Origin of the sequence: Pseudomonas sp. KnCO4, assembly GCF_045344305.1 — a bacterium.
In the GTDB taxonomy this organism is placed as follows: Bacteria; Pseudomonadota; Gammaproteobacteria; order Pseudomonadales; family Pseudomonadaceae; genus Aquipseudomonas; species Aquipseudomonas anuradhapurensis.
The window spans coordinates 3,370,177-3,387,599 of the sequence record NZ_CP174199.1 but is presented as its reverse complement, the minus strand read 5'-3'; the positions used below and the strand labels follow the sequence as shown (position 1 = coordinate 3,387,599).

The following is a 17,423-nucleotide window of genomic DNA, read 5'->3' as shown; positions in this document are numbered from 1 at the left end:
GGTTGTTCAGTGGGGGCGCGATCAGATGCCCAGGTTTTTGCGTTGTTCGGCGAGCATGTCGACGCCGTCAATGACTTCGATGAAGTTGAGTAGGTCGACCTCAACCAGGACTTCGCCGTCGACCGTCAGCTTGTAGTAGCTGCAGGTGGTGGTGACGCTTTTCTCGGTGTCTTCACCGGCCTGGGCTTCGCCTGCCTCGATGGTTTCGTGACGGCCGCGGACAACGATCTCGACGGCGGTGTGCACGCCGGTATCGTCCTGCTGGTAGGTGCCGGTGTAGCGCAGCAGCACGCCATCGGCTTTGATGGCGCCGAACTGGCGAATGACCTGGTCGTCAAAGCCGCCGAGCTTCCATTCCAGCTGGATGCCGTCATCGCTCCAGCCCAGGTCTGCCTTGACCGGGCCGTTCATGCCGCCGCCGCGATAGCCTTCCATCTTGCGGCTGAGCGGGGGCAGGGTGACGGTCTTACAGACGCCGAGATAGCTGCCGCCATCGTTGAACAGGTTGAGGTTCTTGAGCTTGCGTGGCATGGCCATGGGTATGGTCTCCGTCAGCTGTTGATGCGGCTGGCGAAGTCAGCCAGGTAGCGGTCGGTGATGCGCTGGCGCAGCGAGAGGTCCTCCAGCGGCGGCACAGGCGTGTAGTCGTAGTCGATGAAGAGCTTGCCGGCCTTGAGGGTTGCCTCGGTGTTGGCCTGCTCGTCGTACCAGGCACTGCCGCCGATCAGGTAGCCACCGGCGATCAGCTCGCGGAACTTGGCGTTGATGCCTTCCAGCATGTCCCGGATCAGGGAAGGGTGCATCGGCTTGTCGATCGCCCACATGTGCGCCTCGGCCATGGTGTCGGCCAGGACCTGGGCAGTTCGGGTGTAGTTCTCGAACGCGAACAGGGGATCTTCGGTGCAGGTGCGCGAGCCCCAGAAGCGGAAGCCGTCGGCATTGATGAGGGTTGTTACCTCGTTGCTGTTGAGGTAGTTCGCGTCGGTTGCCGGGTTCTGCAGGTCCCAGAACACATCGGCGGTGATGCCGGTTACGCCGTTGACCGGAATGTTGGAGATGGTTTTGTGCCAGCCGATCTCCTGGTCGATCTTGGCGCGCAGGCCCAGGGCCCGGGCCACAGCCGGCGCTGGGACGGTGCCATTGCTGACGGTGCTCCACTGCTCAAAGTCAGGCCAGATGACCATGACCTCACGGGCGCCGAAGTTCTCGCGGTAGGCAACGGCTTCTTCCTTGGTCTTGCAGCCCGAGCCTGAGACGTAGACGAAAGCGCGCAGCTGCTGGCCGATCGAGACAAGGGCGGTGGCCACCGGCAGGGAGTCGAGGCCTGGCACGCCCAGAATGCGTGGGGTGACCTTGAGCCGGGTCTTGGCCGCCAGCAGCGCCTTCATGCCGGTGTATTTGCCGGTTTCGGTGGTGGTTCCGATCAGGTTGCTGGTGGTTTCCTCGGGGGTCGCACCGGTTGCTACCCGCACCACGACGGTCACAGGCTTGGTCTGGTCGGCGATCGCCTGCAGGCTGGCGGCCAGGGTGCCGGTGGTGCCGGCTTTGCCGATGGCAGCCTGTACGTTGGTCAGCAGGACAGGGGTATCGAGCGGGAAAGCCGTGGCGTCGGCGTCGTCTGCAGTGCAGACCATGCCGACGACGGCAGTGGAAACGGTTCGGATTGGGCGGGTGCCCTCGCTGATTTCGAGGACCCGGACGCCGTGGTGGTATTCGTCGGCCATGGTGTGTGCCTGTGCAGGTGGATGACACTGCACAGGCTGCCGCGCGCGCGGGGGATCCGCGAGCAAAAGGGGTTGTAACGGCCGTTGCTACAGGTGCTGTTCGGCGATCCAGGCCGGTGCTATTGGGCGATATGTGGCATCCGGGAATGCCTCTGCCTGGGGCCAGTCGCGCAGCGCCTGGAAGTAGGCCAGCAGCTCGGCGAACTGCTCATTGCTGAGCGTAGTGGGCCGTCCCAGGTCCAGTTCGTCGCGGTGCCGGTCGCGGATCCATTGCTGGGCTGCCAGCTCGACGTCGCGCCATTGCCGTTCGGCCGCACGACGCTCCTCCGCGCTTTCGACTTTTTCGGCAAACACGCCATTGGCGAACAGCCAGCCAGGCTGCACCTGCGCGGCACAGGTGCGCCATTTCAGATCGGGGTGGTAACGCCCCTCCGGGTCAATATCCGTCGTCTCTTCGACGACACCATCTTGTATACGTGCCCACATAGTCATCACCATTGAATAATTACGCAGCCATCGGCGCCATTGCCGCCCGCATTGCCGACGTATGCGCCCGAACCACCACCGCCCGCGTCGATCGCGTTGTTACCAGCCACACTACTTTGCGTAGAACGAGGACCTGGCCCACCTCCCGCGCCACCGAAGACTCCATAGTTTGGCGAGCCGACACCAAGAGAGGTGTTGTGATCGCCGCCACTGCCTCGCCCACCACTACCCGGGGCGTTGCCGTTGCTGTTGTTACCACCGCCACCCAATCCGCCGGTTGCGGAGAGATACGCCCCAAAGGACGAAGTGCCCCCTGTGCTACCGGTGTTGCCAGCCACCGGGGCACCTGCCCCGCCAGCTCCCACCGTCACCGACACACTCGTTACGCCGGTCAAGTCAACAAGGCGCTGTGACAGTCCGCCACCGCCACCACCAGCCGAGCCGAGGCCGCTGGCAGCCGCCGAGAAGCCTCCGCCACCACCGGCGCCAATCACGGTCACCCAGGCCTTTTTTACAAAGGGCGGCACCTGCCAGGCAGTGACCCCTGGGGTCTTGATGACCACCGTCCCGCGAAACGGCAATGTGTTGCTGGCAGATAAGACATACCACTCGGACCACGAGTCCATGTTCTGCATCACGCGCACAGCAACCACTGGGATTGATTCCTGCGGAAGGCCGTCAGTAATGCGCTGGACCAGGTAGTTGTTTGCGTCGTAGCCCTCGACAACCAAACTGTAGCGACGGCTTGGAGACCACCCCGGCGGAATGTTTGTCATCCCTGCCAAAGGCGTCAGATAGTTTCCCGGCACCTTGTAGTTGTTCAGGTCGGTTTCAGTGCTCAGAACACCTAAGCCAGCACCAAAAGATCCCACCGTCAGCATGGCACCAGCAGTTTTATCCGTAGGGGTCGTTTGCTTTGGCGTATTACCGCTATGCCAAAACTCGATCCATGCAGTCCAGTTCTGTGCCGAGTTGAGCACTCGAAGCGCCATTTTTGGCTCAGTCGTGGCCAGGCCGGAAACCATGGTCTGCACCAGGTGCCCTGTTGACCCAAGACCCGACACCACGATGCTATGCCGCTGTGTGGCATTCCACCCCGGCGGAATGTTAGTCAGCCCCGTGTTATGCGTCAGGTAGTTGCCCGGCACCAGGAAGTTGTTCATGTTGGTTTCGGTGCTTACCACTGCACCACCGATGCCGAACAACGCCATGGCTGCATAGACAAATGCAGTATTGGCAGCAGTCGTGTCCTTATCGGTTGCCGGCGCCGTTGGCACTCGGGGATCGCCGGTAAAGACCGGACTGGCCAGAGGCGCCTTCAGCGCCAAGGCGTTGGTCATGGTCGTGGCGAAGTTCGGGTCGTTGCCCAGCGCCGTCGCCAGCTCGTTGAGCGTGTCCAGGGCGGCCGGTGACGAAGCCACAAGCTGTGCGATAGCCGTCATCACAAAAGCAGTGCTGGCCGACTGCCGCGTGTTGGTACCCGCTGGTGCCGTTGGTACCAATGGAGTACCACTAAAATCCGGGCTTGCCAGCGACGCCTTGAGCGCTAGGGCCTGGTCGATCTGCGTCTTGGTGTACACATCGGTCAGGCCGTAGCCCGCTACCGTGGTCGGGTTGGTCGCCGCGACGACTCGGCCGTACTTGTCCACGGTCACACTGCGGAATGTGCCCTCGGCGACTCCCGTGCGCCCAAACGCCATGTCGAATGTCAGCGCAGTCACACCCAAGACGATCGGCGCATTGGTCAACAGCTGCCAGGCACTGTCGCCATTGACGGTACCGCGCTCCACCAATACCAGCAGACCTGGAGTCACCTCGGCGCTGACGTCAGCATCGCTACAACGTACCCAGGCGCCTGCTGCGACGGTGTATAGACCGTTGTCCTTACCGGCGGCCTGGTTCTTCACCAACACGCGATCCCCGGCGGCAAGTACTACCTCGTCGATTGTCTGCAGTCCTGCCAATACGATGTTGGCCGTAGTAGCCACGAGTACAGAATGTTTGAAGTCCTGCTTGGCCAGCTCGCTGGTTACCCATTCGCGGGTTGCCAGCACCACGCTGGGGTCGATCTTGAGCTCAACGTTGCTGGAGCTGCTGACCACCAGGTTCATGCGCACCACCTGGGTACGGCCGGATCCCTGGTTGAGCAGCGGTTTATAGGTCGGCGGGCAGTTGGCCACTGCCACCAGGTCGCCATCGGCGTCGTACAGGCCGATCTCTCGGATCCAGCGACCGCCCACTTCGGCCGGGATGACTTGCTCAGCCACGATGATTGAGCTGTCCTTGTCATCGATCTTGAGCTGGTTGAGCGGGGCCCGGCGCCACTCGTTGATCAAGCTGATCTGGCTGGCGTTGGGCGTAGGCTCGGTGTTGTTGGCGTCACCAACGCCCATCTGGGTGATTTTCCACGCGATGCCCAGGGCATCCGCGTTGGCCTGTTTCGCGGCCCCCACGTTCGTGAGGATCGCGTAGAACTGCGAGTTCTGGTCAACCATGTGCAATTTCCAATGTGTCGATGGTGTGTTCGCGACCGCCGCGGCCGATCGAGCCGGTCACCTCGAGGTCGCGCATGGCAGGTGGGTAAACGTCCAACTCGTCGCCGTCGTACAGGCCGCCGGCGATGTAGAAGGCCCCGATCGTTTCCAGGCTGATGGCCAGGCCAGTCAGGTGGCGGCTTACTGGGCGGGCGTCATCGATGAGCCAGGTCAGCTCTTGATAGGTCTCTTCGCTGATCCCCTCGTCGGATACGCCCACCTTGATCGCGAAGGTTCCAGGCACGCCCTTGGGCTCTGTCTGCCACCACTCGATGACCTCGATCAGGTAGCCCAGCGGCTCCACGACCCGCCGCAGCGCGCCGATAGTGCCCTTGCGCGAATGGATGAAGAACGACGAGCGAATCGCGCCGCGCTTGGCCGCCTCAGGCCAGCGGCTGTCCCAGCGGTCCACCGAGAATGCCCAGGCCAGGAAGGGGAGCAGAGCCACCGGGCATCGATCCGGGTTGATGAGGTCGCGGATTGGCACGGGTACCCGCTCGATCTGCGCGAGCGCCTCGGCAGCCTGGCGCTCCAGGTCCGTGGCATTACCAGGTAGCAGGTTCATGGCTCAGTGCCCTGGGTCAGGGTGATGCTGGTGCAGTAGGGCGCCTGGCTGAGCGTGGCGTTGATATCGGCCCAGCCTTGGAGCTCTACCTTACGCACGCCCTCAACGTGCAGGGCAGCATGGATGGCGGACTCCGACACCTGCATGCCCAGCCGGCGGCGCTGCGCCACGAAGGCCTGCAACTGCTGCTCGGCCGCCGCAAGGATGGGTTCAGCTTCGGGGCCCAGCGTCTTGAGGTACAGGCGGGCATTCACCTGGTAGGGCAGAACCTGTGCGCCCTGGACCGTCAGGCGGTCGGCGACAGGCCGGCGGTCTTCATCACTGAGGTAGGCGCGGACTATGTCGAGCAGCTCAGCGCTGGCCGTGCCGTCGTCTAAGGCGGACTGGATCGTGACCACCACCTCGGCCGGGTACGGGCTCTCCACGGTGGCGTCAGCGACCTGGCCGTTGGCTGCTCGGGCGTGGAAGACATACGAGTTGCGTGGGCCGGCGGTGCTCAGCCCCTCGAAGGCCATCTGGGCCCGCTCGCGCAGGGCATCGTCGCCTTCCAGGACTTCCGGCACAGGTGGGATAGCCTGTGGCTGGGCCACCTGGATGACCAGACGTTTGACGTTGAAGTTGGCCGCGATCTGGTCCAGGTCGTTACCGCCGGCGGAGCTGAGCATTACGGCGAGAGAAGCCTCGTTCACCCGCTGTCGCCAGACCATTTCGCGATAGGCATTCTCCTGCAGCAGCTTGGTGATGGGCTCGGACTCAAGCTCAAGCCGACCAGCGATTTCAGCCTGCTGGTCTGCGGGCCACAGGGAAACGGCATAGGCCTTGCGTTCGGCGAGGATCTGCTCGTAGTCGATCTGTTCAACCACTTGCGGTGCTGGAAGCTGACTGAGGTCGATCGGGAGGAACGTATTCATGCGGCCCCCCCGAATTGCAGCGGCATGCGCATGCTGAACGGTTCGTTGTTGTCGACCAGGGCCCCGGTGAGTTCCAGCTCAGCTCGGCCACTCAGGCCAACGGTGGCCATTTGCACCTGGGATAGCCGGATGCGGGGTTCCCAGCGCATCAGGGCCATGGCGGTGGCCGCGTAAAGGCGCAGGCGCGTTGCGTCGTTTTGGGGGTGGTCGATCAGCTCAGGCAGGAGGCTGCCATACTCCCGGCGCGCAATCCGCGTGCCCAGGCGGGTGGTTAGGATGTCTTCGATCGACTGCTTGATGTGCTCCATCGCAGTGATGGTCGACCCGTTCAGGCGGTTCATTTCACGGGTACTCCGGTGGTGCCCGGCCCCGACATGACGCCGCCGTGCTTGTGGGTCACCAGGCTAATGCCGGCCGCGACGACGTCAATGGAGACGGTCATCTTGCCGGTCTGGTTGTAGTCGCCGATGTGAGTGATGGGGCCCTCGATCCGGATCCCGCCCTTGCTGATCAGGTTGGTGGTGCCCCCGGCAGGAAGCATGGCGTTCAGGTGGTGAGCCTTGCTGTCGTACTCGATGACGGCGCCGTCGGCATAGGTGCGACGGTGCAGGCCGGGGCGGTCGCCATTGGCTGGAATGAGGTCGCTGAAAAGTCCGGTGATTGCCACGCCATTGGCAAGCTGGCCACTTGGCGAAAGCAGGATGACCTGCTCGTCGACAGTGGGTGGGTCCCACTCTCGATCGGCGCCGGCGCGGATAGCGAGCCACGGTAACCAGGTGGTCAGCAACTCGCCAGTGCGTACCCGCACGCGAGGCGGCTTGTGCTGCACCTCGGCAATGGTGCCAAAGCGGACGAGGTTTTCGATGAGTCGGGCAAGTTCGGCGAGGCTGTTCATGCCGGCGATGGTCGCGCCGCCTACGCACGCGCGCATCACCGGGGCCTTGTATGGCGGGGCGCTACAGGGTCAGGTGGGCGAGTAAGGTGTCACGGACCTGATCGAGTTCGGCATCCGTGAGGCCGAGCAGCTCGCGCTGGTCGTACTGGACGGTCGGCGCGTTGCGGGCCGCTCGATCCCGCAGGCCTTCCTGGTGTACCCGTGCAATCCTGGCGATCCGGCCGGTGAAACCCACGGTGGCCGCCGAGGCGTCGCCACGGGCCTTCATGAAGGTCGCGGTTCGCAGCTTCTGGAACATCTTGACCTTGGCCCGGATCCGGCCTTGTTTCCCGCGCAGTTGTCGCGGTTTGCGGGGCGCATACGCCGAGCCTTCCGGGTTCTGTTGCGCTGCAATGCGCTGGTTCTGGCTGCGCCTGAGTTGTTGGGCGATCGAGCGGGCCAGCTTGGAGCGTTCAGCTGGCTCGATGCGCTGTAGGAGCGGACTTACCCAGCCCTCCAGGGCTTCGAGATCAGCCATGGTCTGGCCGCCTTGGGTGCGGTACCGACAATGCCATGCCCTCCGGTGCCGGCGGCGGCTGCCAAGAGGCCAGCGGCTGGCCATCCGCGAAGATGGTCACCTCGCCGTAATCCTGGTACGGCTCGTACTGCGGTTCGCCCGGGTGGGTGACGTCATAGGAGCCGTCATCCATGCGTTTCACAACGACACGTTCGGTCAGCGGCAGGGTAATGCTCATGTCTACCTTGCTCCGGTCAATGAGGTCGACCTCGAACTTGACGCTGTTGGCGGCCTTTTCCAGGTTCACCAACAGTTCCGACTGGTTGACCCGTAGCCAGCCCAGAATCGGAAGCATCACGCTGTCGGGGTGGCCCGCGAAGTCGGTCAGGATGATCTGCAGCGTGTAGCTGTATTCGAACGACAGGGTCGGGGCCGCAGTGCAGCGCACCTTGCCGGCGTCGATAAACATCAGCAGCGCGTCTGGGTTCGGCTTGAGACCTGGGACGGCCGCGAGCAGGTGGTCGCGGAGGCTATTGGGCTTGTTCATGGTTCACCTGGTGCTGAAAAACACGGTCAACTTGGGCGGCACACTCGGCCCAGGCTTGTTCAACAACATCCTGGTCACTGAGAAGGTCCCCGTTGGCTGTCGGCGCCGTCGCCGGCAGGACGCACGGGACCACCACCGGACAGCCATTGACGGTAAGCGTCGGCGCCGGTGAGGGCGGGACGCTCCCGCAGCCGGCGAGCAGCAGCAGGCAGAAGCTGGCGAGCCCAGTCCCGGAGTTGGTCATTTTCATGCTTGAGTGCCTCGATTGTGCGTTGGCGGGTGGCCAAGCCCTGGCGCAGCTCGCCCTGGATCTTCAGGAGTTGGGCTTGGCCGTCGCGCTCGCGCTCCAGGGTGGATTTCAGTGCGGTGGCGGAGGCCAGGTTGCGGCGGGCATCGTCCTGGGCGGTTGTGAGCTGGCCTTCCAGAACCGTGGTCTTGGCCTTTTCAGTCCCGAGCAGGAGCTGTTGACCCCAACCCCACAGCCCGGCCGACATTGCGGCGAACAGAGCACCGGCCAGCAACCCGTCTCGCAGGTCCATCAGGCTGCCTCCTGCCCACAGCCGCAGTCCTGGTACCGCTCAAAGGCTCGCTGCAGCTTCACGTCGTACAGGTTCCGCTTGTAGTCCGGGCCGTTGTACAGCTCGGCCACCTTGGCCCACTTGAGCGACTTAAGGACCTTGAGCAAGGTAGGGTCGGCCTCGATGTAGCGGACGAAGGCCTCAAGTTGGTCCGATTCGCTGCGACACATGGCCTCGACGAAGGCCTGGACGCTGGGATAGCCCAAGCGCTCCCAGTGCAAGCCCATCACCTGGAAGGCGCCCCAACTGCAGGATTCCAGGGCGGCCTGCTCGTCGATCATCCGGGCCTGGGCCAGACGCTGGTGTTCTGCGGTACCGCCGACATAGCCGCCGAACTTCGGATTGACCAGGGCCGGGAACTGCTTGGCCAACTCGTCGGCACGCTGGCGAAGTTGATCGGTCAGCTGCTCCAGCTCGTCCTGGTCGTCACTGGGCCGGCGGATCTTCTGCAGGCGGGCGTACATGATGTGTCGCTCGTACAGGATCACCGGCTTGCCGTTATCCAAGAAGCCACGCCCTTTGGACTCGACCTCGTTGAGCGCGTACACGGCCGCCAGGGGCACGCCCAGGCGGTCGGCGGCCCGGACCATGTCGACATTTTTCAGCAGATGGGCGCAATCAGCGCCCTGCAGGCTGGCCAAGGTTTTCGGGCCTGCGATACCGTCCGCGACCAGGCCTGCCCGATGCTGGTAGGTGCGGACAGCGGCCTCGGTGGCGTCACCGTACACGCCGTCGGCGCCGATCTTGGCGCCGCGGTCAATGAGTTTGCGCTGCAGGTCGCGCACCGCCTGGGAGCGGTCGCCGTGGCGAAGGGTCATAGGGTTCCCTCCTTACGAGTGAAGGTTTTCTTCGCTGCCGCCCGGACAAACTCAATGCCCAGCAGGCCGATCAGGCCGCCGAAGAAGGGCGCGGTGGTGAGCGGGATGCCAATCAGCGACAGTCCGTGGCTGGCCGAGAGGGCAACGAACCCGCACAGCGGCGCTTCGATGACCAATTGACGGAGCTTCCCGCCGCCGTAGACAACCCGCAGCGCGGCAATGAGGGCGGCCAGTAGGCCGGCGTACAGCCCGGGCCAGTTGTTTTCGAGCCAGGTGGCCAGGAAGGCCCAGGTTTCAGGACGGTCAGGCATGGGAGTCCTTCCATGGTTTCGGGTGGTTTTGGTCATGGGTAATCACTCCCACAGGTTCACCATCTGGCGCTCAGGCGCAGAGGTTTGGATTTCGGGCAGGTTGACCAGCACGCCGCCCTGCAACACCGCGCCGCGATCGGCCAGACCAGGGTTGGCATCAAGGACGGCCTCGACGACCCCCGCGGTGCGGCCGTAGTGCCGCCAGCACAGGGCGTCGACGGTGTCGTTCTGTTGGGTGCGGAGCTGGACTGTCATCGCTTTTCGCCCTTCGATAAGTCGTTTCCGTGTGGCGCTTGGCCTGCGTCTTCGGCGTATGCGAAGGGCCCGTCATCGCTCACGACTGCGCCAGGCGACAGCCCTGTTTCTGGATTGCGGCATACCGCTAGGCCCATCGGATGCAGGATCTCGCGATTGATTCGAACCAGGAGCCCACGGCGGGACAGCTCGTTCCAGTCGATGATCATGCTGGCCATCACAACAGCTCCACGTTAGTGCGAGAGGTGCCCAGAATGTCCCGGACGGCCCAGCGCTGGTCGCGGCGGTAGTCATCGATCGTGGGTTCAGTCTCGTCGGCCTTTTTATTGCCGCTGGCAGTGGTGTCATAGCCTCGGTACCGCTCACAGACCTCGGCGCCGGCCGCGCACTCGACGGCGCGCTTGTAGAGGTAAACCAGCTGGGACTGGTCTTGGATCTTCTCGCTTGGGACAGCCTCAAGGGCGATGTGGCCTGCTGCCTGTTGGGCTTCACGCCATACGGCCAGGTCGCGATTGACGCTGATGATGGCGGCAATGACGGCAGTTTCGAGCCGAGCGGAGGTGACGCTGGAGTCGATTCGCAGGGTCTCGCGCAGCTTGTCCAGGTCGATCGAGGGCCAGAAGGCCTCGCTGTTGATGTGCACGCCGGGTACGGGGGTACTGGTCGCTAGACCGCCAGGAATGAATCCACTCATGATCGCGGTGCTCTGAATAGGTCGGCGGTGGTCGGGGCTTCACAGCTGGGCCAAGGAGAAAGCCGCTGATCCACCCCGAGCCGCCGGGTTGCGTGGGACGCTCGGTTAGCCGGCAGAGCCGGCGATTTTTTTGAGGAGGCGCTCGGCGCGCTCCAGGTCTTTCTTGCCGCCGCAGTTGTCATGCAACTCGATGGCGCGGCGCAGTAGGTCGACTCCCGCTTGAATCTGGCCTGGCTGGCCGGGGTTGGCGTCGTCCAGGCTGGTGAGGGTGGCTTTGCCGAGGGCCAACATCAGCTTGGCGCGCGCCTCGTCAGGCATGTCTTCTTCGGCGGTCAGCTCGGCGGTGCGGGTCAGGATATCGAGAGGGAAGTTTTCACCGGTCTTTTGCGCCTTGAGCGCGGCTTCGGCGATCTCTTCGGCCACGATGCAGCCGGTGGAGCGCTCGAAGCGATCTGGCATCTTCAGCCCATGCTGCAGCACGTAGGCCGCAACATCGAGGCCACCGGCCCATTCGCCCGCGTCGAAGCGCCAGACCATCACAGTGGTCAGAACCTCGTCCTGGGCGCCACAGCCGGCCTCAATCACGCCCGCCACATAGGGCTCATAGGCGGGCAGCAGTTCGACCTTGAGCTTGCCTTTGCCTTCCCGCGACTGGATGGCGGAGAGGCGCTGGCGGTCCTGGTGGAGCTGGGCGAGCTGCAGCTCGTACTGAGTGGCCCCCTCCATGGTCTGCTCAGGAGCAGTGGCCGCCGCGGCTTGGGCCGCAGTGACACGCTGGAAGTGCCGCCGGCAGGGATTGGTCATGGCGATATCCCTCACACGATCTCGATGTTTTCGGCGAACGCGGCGCAGCCCAAGTCCTCGATGACGTAGGCTTCGTTGACCGATTCGAAGTTCTCGATACGGTCTCGGGCGGCGTTGTCGACAACGGTCTTTCGGCGGCTGTTTTCCTGCCAGTAGTACGACAGGTTGTCCAGGCGAGTCACGAACAGGCCGTTGGCCGGGAAGTGCGGTACACGCACGGCCGGCAGGTTGCCGATGCGCTTTTGGCTGGTGACGATGTCGGCCGCGAGCATCTCGGTCGGGGCATTGGCCTTGTTGATGATCGGGAAGTACTTGTCGGCCAGGATCTTGCGACCGCAGACCACCACCAGCTCGGTGTCCTCCTGGTACCAAGGCTCAATCAGCTCGTTGACCATGGCGAACACCAGGGCGTCGATGTTCTCGAAGTCCTTGCCGGCGCCGATGGAGATCTTGCCGCTGCCGTCGACTACTTCCTTCATGACGCGCGCCGCGTTCTCCAGGCGCATTTTCTCCAGCCAGCCGACGTTCACATCCTGCAGCAGCGGGTTGGTCGCTGGGTTGGAGGAGGCGGCGCGGCTGGTGCCGTTCCAGCCGATGCAGATGCGGTTGAGCGCCATCAGTTTGACGATGGCATCACGGATACGGGCCTGGAAGTCCGGGAACTTGGCCCAGGCATCGAGCTTCTGGTACTTGAGGTGGGTGTCGTAGTTGGTCTGGGTGCAGACGTAGCCGCGGTTGTCGAGGCCGGTCGGGTCGCGGGTTTCGCGGGCTTTGACGTCGGTGTCGGTGGTGCCGGCGATATTGCCGGTCACGCCCAGGCCGATCTTCTCACCCATCTGCTCGGGGACGCCGTAGATGTTGATCATACTCAGGAACTGGCTGGACTCCTGGATACGGCTTTCCAGTTTTTGCGCCACGGCCGGGCTGGCGGTGAATTTGGTGGTGACGTCAGGCACGCCATGAAGTTTGGCCAACTGGGCCAGGTATTCGTTGAAGAGCAGGCGGGTATCGTTACGCATGGTGGTCTCCGGTGTTCCTTGATCGTTCGTGGATCAGCAGTCGGTTAGTTCGCGACCGTTGCCACCGGGAACCGATGGGCGATCCTTCTGAGTGTGGTCCTGGGTGTTACCCAGGCGCGTGACCAGGGCTTCATGGTCATTGCTGAGCTTGGCGAACTTGGTCTCCAGCTCGGCGAAAGCAGCCAGGCTTTTGGTCATCGCCTCGGCTTGCTCGGCGCCGTGGTTAGCGAGCTGTTCGATCAGCTCGCCCAGGGCGGCGAAGTTGGCGGCGTCCTTGCCTTCCTTTTCCTTGCTCTTTTTGAGGAGGCCACCGACCCTGTCGCGCAGGGCCGCGAACATGCTGGGGCCGTCGGTCACTTCCTCGAATTCGAGTTGCACCTCTTCTGCCGCAGTGAAGAGGTTGTCTTTGTTCTGCTTGCGGCCGGTCAGGGTGCCGTGCTGAGCGCTGAACTGCAGGGCTTCGGTGCCCAGGCTTGCCGGGGTGTCGGTGATCGCCAAGCCAACCAGATAGGCCTGGCCAGTCTTTGCGAACTTGGGATCGATCTCGACCGATGTGTAGATCTTCTGGTTCTTGGCGTTCAGGGCGAGTAGGGCATCGTTGGGCTGCAACTGGGCGAACAGTGCCAGTCGTTTCTCGCCAGCGATCTCGACTTCTTCGGCTTTACAGGCCAGCACGTCGCCGTAGGCACCGAACTCACCGCCAGGCCAGGCCCACTTGATGTGTTCGCAGTTGATGCGAGCGCCGTAGGTGTTCGGACTGTATTGCGCCGCCATCTGCTCGATCCAGGCGCGCTCGATGGTGCGGCCGTCGGTGGTGCCGCCTTCCACGGCAACTCGGAACCACTTGGAGCGGAGTTTTTTTGCAGGGGTGTCGGTCTTGTCGGCCATGCCGGGAATCCTCAGTGCGGTGGCGTTGTTGCCTTGCGATGGGGGCATGGTCCGCAGCGAGCCGCTTGGCGGCAACGCGCTGCAGTTGTAGGGCTGGAGCCTACAGGGGACGTCGATAGGGGAACGCGCGCGCGAGCGGCAGCATCGGCGCCATGAACGCCATAGTCGACCTACCTACAGATCATCGCCGCCACGCCAAGCACCTGTATTGGCAGGGCTATCGCGTGTGCGAGATCGCCGAGCTGATCGGCGAGAAAGAAAAGACCCTGCACAGCTGGAAAGCCCGCGACGAGTGGGATCGGGCCACACCTCTGGAGCGGATTCAGGCGGCGACCGAGGCCCGCCTGGTGCAGTTGATCCTGAAAGACCCTAAGTCAGGCGCGGACTACAAGGAAATAGACCTTCTTCACCGCCAACTGGAGCGCCAAGCGCGCATTGAGCGATACAAGGGGGGCGGTACCGAAACTGACCTCAATCCAGAACTGGCAAAGCGAAACGACGGACCGAAGCGCAAGCCCAAGCGCAACGAGATCGACGAGGAACAAGTCGAGAAACTGCTTGAAGCGTTCCTCGACGGCTGCTTCGACTACCAGAAAGACTGGTACCGAGCGGGCAATCAGCGCACCAGGGCGATCCTCAAGTCACGCCAGATTGGCGCAACGTTCTACTTCGCCCGGGAAGCCTTGATCGATGCGCTCACGACCGGGCGCAACCAGATATTCCTGTCTGCCAGCAAGGCGCAAGCGCACATTTTCAAGGCTTACATCCAGGCCTTTGCCCGAGACACCATCGGTGTTGAGCTGGCCGGCGACCCGATCATCCTGGCCAACGGTGCCGAGCTGCATTTCCTTGGTACCAATGCCCGAACGGCCCAGGGCTACCACGGTAACTTCTACTTCGACGAATTCTTCTGGACGTTCAAGTTCAAGGAACTGAACAAGGTCGCCTCGGGCATGGCGATGCAGAAACAGTACCGTCGGACCTACTTCTCGACGCCCAGCTCCATGGCGCATGAGGCTTATAGCTTCTGGACGGGGGAGCGTTTAAACAAGGGCAAGCCGACCGCCCAGCACATCAAGTTGGACGTCGGGCACAGCGCGCTGCAAATGGGCCGGCAATGTGAAGACCGAATTTGGCGGCAGATCGTCACGATCCTTGACGCCGAAGAGCGGGGCTGCGACCTGTTCGACCTGGATGAACTGCGACTGGAGTATGACGCCGCGGCATTCCAGAACCTGCTCATGTGCGAATTCGTCGACGACGGCGCAAGCATCTTCCCACTGGCTGTATTGCAGCCTTGCATGGTTGACAGCTGGACGGAGTGGACGGACTACAAGCCATTCGCTGCCCGGCCCTTCTCCGATCGGCAGGTCTGGGTCGGCTACGACCCGGCGGAAACAGGCGACACGGCCGGCCTCATTGTCGTCGCGCCGCCGCTGGTACCAGGCGGCAAGTTCCGTGTCTTGGAGCGGCACCAGTTCCGCGGCATGGACTTCAACAGCCAGGCCGAGACGATCCGCAAGGTCACGCAGCGGTACTGGGTGACCTACATCGGTATCGATACCACCGGTATGGGTAGCGCCGTGGCCCAGTTGGTGAGGCAGTTCTTCCCTGGGCTGCGCACCTTCTCCTACAACCCAGAGGTCAAGACACGCCTGGTGATGAAAGCCTGGGATGTCATCAGCAAGGGCCGCCTGGAGTTCGACGCCGGCTGGACAGACCTTGCGCAGTCACTGATGGCGATCCGCAAGACCATCACTCCCGGTGGCCGACAATTTACTTACACCGCCGGCCGCAACGACACAACCGGCCACGCCGACTTGGCGTGGGCGCTCTTTCATGCACTGCACAACGAGCCGCTGGAGGGCCAGACCGTGGCCAACACCGGCATCATGGAGATCTACCAATGAGCAAATCGCGCAAGCGCCGGCAGAGTGGCGGCGACCTGGTGCAGCCGCCCCTGGACGGCGAGCTACTGGCCAAAGGAGAGGGCGGCCAGAGCGTGGCCTTCACCTTCGGCGACCCAGTACCGGTGCTGGACGGGCGCGAGATCCTGGACTACTTGGAATGCTGGTCCAATGGTCGCTGGTACGAGCCGCCCGTCAACCTCGACGGCCTGGCCCGGTCGACCAAGGCAAGCGTCTACCTCCAGTCTGGATTGACCTTCAAGCGCAACATGCTGGTGCGCAGCTTCATCCCGCACAAGTTGCTGAGCCGTCAGGCCTTTGAGCAGATCGTCATGGACTGGGGGTGGTGCGGAAATCTCTACTTGGAGAAGCGCCACAATATGCTGGGTCAGGCCTTGGGCCTGCAGCCGTGCCTGGCCAAGTACATGCGCCGCGGCTCGGACCTGGCCACGTACTACCAAGTCCGCGGGTGGAAGGACGAGCACCAGTTCAGGACCGGCACCATCTGCCACCTGCGCGAGGCCGACATCAACCAGGAGGTGTACGGCCTACCCGAGTGGCTGGCCGCGCTGCAAAGTGCCTTGCTCAACGAGAGCGCCACGCTGTTCCGTCGCAAGTACTACCAGAACGGCAGCCATGCTGGCTTCATCCTGTACATGACCGACGCCGCCCACAACGAGAAATTCGTCGATGACCTGCGCGATGCGATGAAGAACAGTAAGGGCCCTGGCAATTTCCGCAACCTGTTCATGTACGCGCCGGGAGGCAAGAAGGACGGCATTCAACTGCTGCCGATCAGCGAGGTGGCGGCCAGGGACGACTTCGGCGCCATCAAGAACATCAGCCGGGACGATCTGCTAGCCGCCTTGCGCATCCCGCCGCAGTTGATGGGGATTGTGCCTCAGAACGCCGGGGGGTTCGGCTCGATCAAGGAGGCCACGGAGATCTGGACCCAGAATGAACTGGAGCCCGTTCAGACCAGGCTCTCCCAGATCAATGAGTGGCTCGGGGAGGAAGTCGTGCGCTTCCTACACCCGTAGTGGAATGAGCCGGCACTCGGGGCCGGCTTGCAAATCATTGAAGATCACGTCGTACCAAATATGCATATTTGTATGGAGAGCGTGGTCTTGTTATTTTTTGGAATGCTGGTGCCGGTTCTAGTTTTATTTGGCTTGCAATCGCCGCCCCTGCAGCCGCAATAATTGAGCTTGTTTGAGATAGTCCGAAAGATTTCGAGCTTGCGGCATAAGCGCTCCCGGCTGCTTTAAAAGCATTACCTATGTCAAAGTTTAAAAAGGCTTTCGTGTCTGTTAGTTTTACCGGGAATTGCCATTCGCGTGTTACTTTCAAGAGGTTGGCGCAGCTCTCGTCAATTTCTTTCAATGTCTTCGCTAACTCAATTTCCATTGCGTCGGAGGAGCTGATGCTGGAAGACAAGGCATCAAAATGCTGCCGGAAGTGTAGTAATTCGTCCCTTCGTTTGGCCTTAAATTCTAATATTTCAGCCAATGGGACTTCTGGCCCGGGTACAGGTACAGCATTAAGTAGCTGAATCAGCGTTCCATCCTGTTTAGCTTCGAACCCAACCCGCTTGACAGAGTTTATCCCATCATGAATCGACCAAGCGCCCTCGTCCTCCTTCTCATAGAGCGTCAGCGCAAGCTCCTGGGTCTGGTATACAGCGTAAGCTCCGCTTGTCAGACCATTAAAACTGACGCGCGGCCTACGAAGCACGCCACAGTCTTCAAGATATTGAGCTTCAGGAGGAGCGCCAAAGCTGACTACATTGTTGTCTGGCAGAGCAAGCCTATCCCAGTAGGTTAGTGCAAAGCGGAGGTCTTGAGCATCTAATCCTCCATGGGTACTGATGGAATCTCCATTTATTGTCACTGGTGGTGAGAGTATGAGTCCTCGCACGGTGGCAACTTTTTTTGGTTTTCCGTAATCGGGGTCGTGTGCCTTTCTATATTTTGCTTCGCCCATGATTTTGC

General features: G+C 62.3%; 22 protein-coding genes and 2 pseudogenes. 2 read left to right on the top strand and 22 right to left on the bottom strand.

Annotation, left to right across the window (positions count from 1 at the left end):
• Positions 1–21 precede the first annotated feature (21 nt).
• From ACJA3S_RS15980 to ACJA3S_RS15880, 21 genes and pseudogenes are all read right to left on the bottom strand, one after another.
• A complete protein-coding gene (locus ACJA3S_RS15980; RefSeq protein WP_406819232.1) occupies positions 22–537 on the bottom strand; it encodes a phage major tail tube protein in 516 nt (171 codons plus the stop codon).
• 14 nt (positions 538–551) lie between these two features.
• Positions 552–1,724 carry a phage tail sheath protein gene (locus ACJA3S_RS15975; protein ID WP_406819231.1) on the bottom strand — a complete coding sequence of 391 codons (1,173 nt, stop codon included), beginning with the start codon at positions 1,722–1,724 and terminating at the stop codon, positions 552–554.
• 87 nt (positions 1,725–1,811) lie between these two features.
• Positions 1,812–2,210 carry a phage tail assembly chaperone gene (locus ACJA3S_RS15970; protein WP_406819230.1) on the bottom strand — a complete coding sequence of 133 codons (399 nt, stop codon included), beginning with the start codon at positions 2,208–2,210 and terminating at the stop codon, positions 1,812–1,814.
• A 5-nt stretch (positions 2,211–2,215) separates the two neighbouring features.
• Complete coding sequence (locus tag ACJA3S_RS15965) at positions 2,216–2,836, bottom strand: glycine-rich domain-containing protein (RefSeq protein ID WP_406822262.1); 621 nt, start codon at positions 2,834–2,836, stop codon at positions 2,216–2,218.
• Positions 2,837–3,637: 801 nt separating this feature from the next.
• A pseudogene (locus ACJA3S_RS15960) lies at positions 3,638–4,705 on the bottom strand (phage tail protein); the annotation flags it as partial.
• Positions 4,698–5,309, bottom strand: a complete 612-nt coding sequence (locus ACJA3S_RS15955) for a phage tail protein I (protein WP_406819229.1) — start codon at positions 5,307–5,309, stop codon at positions 4,698–4,700. The gene ACJA3S_RS15955 and the pseudogene ACJA3S_RS15960, both read right to left, overlap by 8 nt.
• Positions 5,306–6,220 (bottom strand): baseplate assembly protein, encoded by a 915-nt coding sequence (locus ACJA3S_RS15950; protein ID WP_406819228.1) that lies wholly within the window; start codon positions 6,218–6,220, stop codon positions 5,306–5,308. The genes ACJA3S_RS15955 and ACJA3S_RS15950 overlap by 4 nt, the downstream gene beginning before the upstream one ends.
• Positions 6,217–6,561, bottom strand: coding sequence for a GPW/gp25 family protein (locus tag ACJA3S_RS15945; protein ID WP_137109039.1), 345 nt, complete (start codon positions 6,559–6,561; stop codon positions 6,217–6,219). The genes ACJA3S_RS15950 and ACJA3S_RS15945 overlap by 4 nt, the downstream gene beginning before the upstream one ends.
• Positions 6,558–7,115, bottom strand: a complete 558-nt coding sequence (locus ACJA3S_RS15940; protein WP_406822261.1) for a phage baseplate assembly protein V — start codon at positions 7,113–7,115, stop codon at positions 6,558–6,560. Before ACJA3S_RS15940 ends, ACJA3S_RS15945 begins: the two co-directional genes overlap by 4 nt.
• Before the next feature lie 61 nt (positions 7,116–7,176).
• On the bottom strand, positions 7,177–7,632 hold the full coding sequence (locus ACJA3S_RS15935; protein WP_406819227.1) for a phage virion morphogenesis protein: 456 nt from the start codon (positions 7,630–7,632) through the stop codon (positions 7,177–7,179).
• Positions 7,625–8,158, bottom strand: a complete 534-nt coding sequence (locus ACJA3S_RS15930) for a phage tail protein (protein WP_151883677.1) — start codon at positions 8,156–8,158, stop codon at positions 7,625–7,627. Before ACJA3S_RS15930 ends, ACJA3S_RS15935 begins: the two co-directional genes overlap by 8 nt.
• A complete protein-coding gene (gene lysC / locus ACJA3S_RS15925; protein ID WP_406822260.1) occupies positions 8,142–8,402 on the bottom strand; it encodes an Rz1-like lysis system protein LysC in 261 nt (86 codons plus the stop codon). Before lysC ends, ACJA3S_RS15930 begins: the two co-directional genes overlap by 17 nt.
• Positions 8,329–8,652, bottom strand: a pseudogene (locus ACJA3S_RS15920) (LysB family phage lysis regulatory protein); the annotation flags it as partial. The pseudogene ACJA3S_RS15920 and the gene lysC, both read right to left, overlap by 74 nt.
• 44 nt (positions 8,653–8,696) lie before the next feature.
• A complete protein-coding gene (locus tag ACJA3S_RS15915; RefSeq protein ID WP_406819226.1) occupies positions 8,697–9,554 on the bottom strand; it encodes an N-acetylmuramidase domain-containing protein in 858 nt (285 codons plus the stop codon).
• Entirely contained in the window at positions 9,551–9,865 is a 315-nt protein-coding gene (locus ACJA3S_RS15910) for a phage holin, lambda family (protein WP_015270927.1), read from the bottom strand. The genes ACJA3S_RS15915 and ACJA3S_RS15910 overlap by 4 nt, the downstream gene beginning before the upstream one ends.
• A 42-nt stretch (positions 9,866–9,907) precedes the next feature.
• On the bottom strand, positions 9,908–10,120 hold the full coding sequence (locus ACJA3S_RS15905) for a tail protein X (RefSeq protein WP_406819225.1): 213 nt from the start codon (positions 10,118–10,120) through the stop codon (positions 9,908–9,910).
• Entirely contained in the window at positions 10,117–10,338 is a 222-nt protein-coding gene (locus tag ACJA3S_RS15900; RefSeq protein WP_406819224.1) for a hypothetical protein, read from the bottom strand. Before ACJA3S_RS15900 ends, ACJA3S_RS15905 begins: the two co-directional genes overlap by 4 nt.
• Positions 10,338–10,814, bottom strand: a complete 477-nt coding sequence (locus tag ACJA3S_RS15895; RefSeq protein ID WP_406819223.1) for a head completion/stabilization protein — start codon at positions 10,812–10,814, stop codon at positions 10,338–10,340. The genes ACJA3S_RS15900 and ACJA3S_RS15895 overlap by 1 nt, the downstream gene beginning before the upstream one ends.
• Before the next feature lie 105 nt (positions 10,815–10,919).
• Complete coding sequence (locus tag ACJA3S_RS15890) at positions 10,920–11,618, bottom strand: terminase endonuclease subunit (RefSeq protein ID WP_406819222.1); 699 nt, start codon at positions 11,616–11,618, stop codon at positions 10,920–10,922.
• Between the two features lie 11 nt (positions 11,619–11,629).
• Positions 11,630–12,637 (bottom strand): phage major capsid protein, P2 family, encoded by a 1,008-nt coding sequence (locus ACJA3S_RS15885; protein WP_406819221.1) that lies wholly within the window; start codon positions 12,635–12,637, stop codon positions 11,630–11,632.
• A 33-nt stretch (positions 12,638–12,670) separates the two neighbouring features.
• Entirely contained in the window at positions 12,671–13,525 is an 855-nt protein-coding gene (locus ACJA3S_RS15880) for a GPO family capsid scaffolding protein (RefSeq protein ID WP_406819220.1), read from the bottom strand.
• A 152-nt stretch (positions 13,526–13,677) separates the two neighbouring features.
• Between ACJA3S_RS15880 and ACJA3S_RS15875 the strand changes: the two genes are divergently transcribed.
• Positions 13,678–15,435 (top strand): terminase ATPase subunit family protein, encoded by a 1,758-nt coding sequence (locus ACJA3S_RS15875; protein WP_406819219.1) that lies wholly within the window; start codon positions 13,678–13,680, stop codon positions 15,433–15,435.
• Positions 15,432–16,472, top strand: coding sequence for a phage portal protein (locus tag ACJA3S_RS15870; protein ID WP_406819218.1), 1,041 nt, complete (start codon positions 15,432–15,434; stop codon positions 16,470–16,472). Before ACJA3S_RS15875 ends, ACJA3S_RS15870 begins: the two co-directional genes overlap by 4 nt.
• 34 nt (positions 16,473–16,506) lie before the next feature.
• On the opposite strand, the gene ACJA3S_RS15865 is transcribed toward ACJA3S_RS15870, so the two are convergent.
• Entirely contained in the window at positions 16,507–17,415 is a 909-nt protein-coding gene (locus ACJA3S_RS15865; protein ID WP_406819217.1) for a DUF6236 family protein, read from the bottom strand.
• Between the last annotated feature and the right edge of the window lie 8 nt (positions 17,416–17,423).

What these genes read in the sequence shown, in the direction of transcription:
- ACJA3S_RS15980 (WP_406819232.1), bottom strand. Translation starts at nt 537, where the DNA reads ATGGCCATGCCACGCAAGCTCAAGAACCTCAACCTGTTCAACGATGGC.
- ACJA3S_RS15975 (WP_406819231.1), bottom strand. Translation starts at nt 1,724, where the DNA reads ATGGCCGACGAATACCACCACGGCGTCCGGGTCCTCGAAATCAGCGAG.
- ACJA3S_RS15970 (WP_406819230.1), bottom strand. Translation starts at nt 2,210, where the DNA reads ATGTGGGCACGTATACAAGATGGTGTCGTCGAAGAGACGACGGATATT.
- ACJA3S_RS15965 (WP_406822262.1), bottom strand. Translation starts at nt 2,836, where the DNA reads ATGGACTCGTGGTCCGAGTGGTATGTCTTATCTGCCAGCAACACATTG.
- ACJA3S_RS15955 (WP_406819229.1), bottom strand. Translation starts at nt 5,309, where the DNA reads ATGAACCTGCTACCTGGTAATGCCACGGACCTGGAGCGCCAGGCTGCC.
- ACJA3S_RS15950 (WP_406819228.1), bottom strand. Translation starts at nt 6,220, where the DNA reads ATGAATACGTTCCTCCCGATCGACCTCAGTCAGCTTCCAGCACCGCAA.
- ACJA3S_RS15945 (WP_137109039.1), bottom strand. Translation starts at nt 6,561, where the DNA reads ATGAACCGCCTGAACGGGTCGACCATCACTGCGATGGAGCACATCAAG.
- ACJA3S_RS15940 (WP_406822261.1), bottom strand. Translation starts at nt 7,115, where the DNA reads ATGAACAGCCTCGCCGAACTTGCCCGACTCATCGAAAACCTCGTCCGC.
- ACJA3S_RS15935 (WP_406819227.1), bottom strand. Translation starts at nt 7,632, where the DNA reads ATGGCTGATCTCGAAGCCCTGGAGGGCTGGGTAAGTCCGCTCCTACAG.
- ACJA3S_RS15930 (WP_151883677.1), bottom strand. Translation starts at nt 8,158, where the DNA reads ATGAACAAGCCCAATAGCCTCCGCGACCACCTGCTCGCGGCCGTCCCA.
- lysC (WP_406822260.1), bottom strand. Translation starts at nt 8,402, where the DNA reads ATGACCAACTCCGGGACTGGGCTCGCCAGCTTCTGCCTGCTGCTGCTC.
- ACJA3S_RS15915 (WP_406819226.1), bottom strand. Translation starts at nt 9,554, where the DNA reads ATGACCCTTCGCCACGGCGACCGCTCCCAGGCGGTGCGCGACCTGCAG.
- ACJA3S_RS15910 (WP_015270927.1), bottom strand. Translation starts at nt 9,865, where the DNA reads ATGCCTGACCGTCCTGAAACCTGGGCCTTCCTGGCCACCTGGCTCGAA.
- ACJA3S_RS15905 (WP_406819225.1), bottom strand. Translation starts at nt 10,120, where the DNA reads ATGACAGTCCAGCTCCGCACCCAACAGAACGACACCGTCGACGCCCTG.
- ACJA3S_RS15900 (WP_406819224.1), bottom strand. Translation starts at nt 10,338, where the DNA reads ATGGCCAGCATGATCATCGACTGGAACGAGCTGTCCCGCCGTGGGCTC.
- ACJA3S_RS15895 (WP_406819223.1), bottom strand. Translation starts at nt 10,814, where the DNA reads ATGAGTGGATTCATTCCTGGCGGTCTAGCGACCAGTACCCCCGTACCC.
- ACJA3S_RS15890 (WP_406819222.1), bottom strand. Translation starts at nt 11,618, where the DNA reads ATGACCAATCCCTGCCGGCGGCACTTCCAGCGTGTCACTGCGGCCCAA.
- ACJA3S_RS15885 (WP_406819221.1), bottom strand. Translation starts at nt 12,637, where the DNA reads ATGCGTAACGATACCCGCCTGCTCTTCAACGAATACCTGGCCCAGTTG.
- ACJA3S_RS15880 (WP_406819220.1), bottom strand. Translation starts at nt 13,525, where the DNA reads ATGGCCGACAAGACCGACACCCCTGCAAAAAAACTCCGCTCCAAGTGG.
- ACJA3S_RS15875 (WP_406819219.1), top strand. Translation starts at nt 13,678, where the DNA reads ATGAACGCCATAGTCGACCTACCTACAGATCATCGCCGCCACGCCAAG.
- ACJA3S_RS15870 (WP_406819218.1), top strand. Translation starts at nt 15,432, where the DNA reads ATGAGCAAATCGCGCAAGCGCCGGCAGAGTGGCGGCGACCTGGTGCAG.
- ACJA3S_RS15865 (WP_406819217.1), bottom strand. Translation starts at nt 17,415, where the DNA reads ATGGGCGAAGCAAAATATAGAAAGGCACACGACCCCGATTACGGAAAA.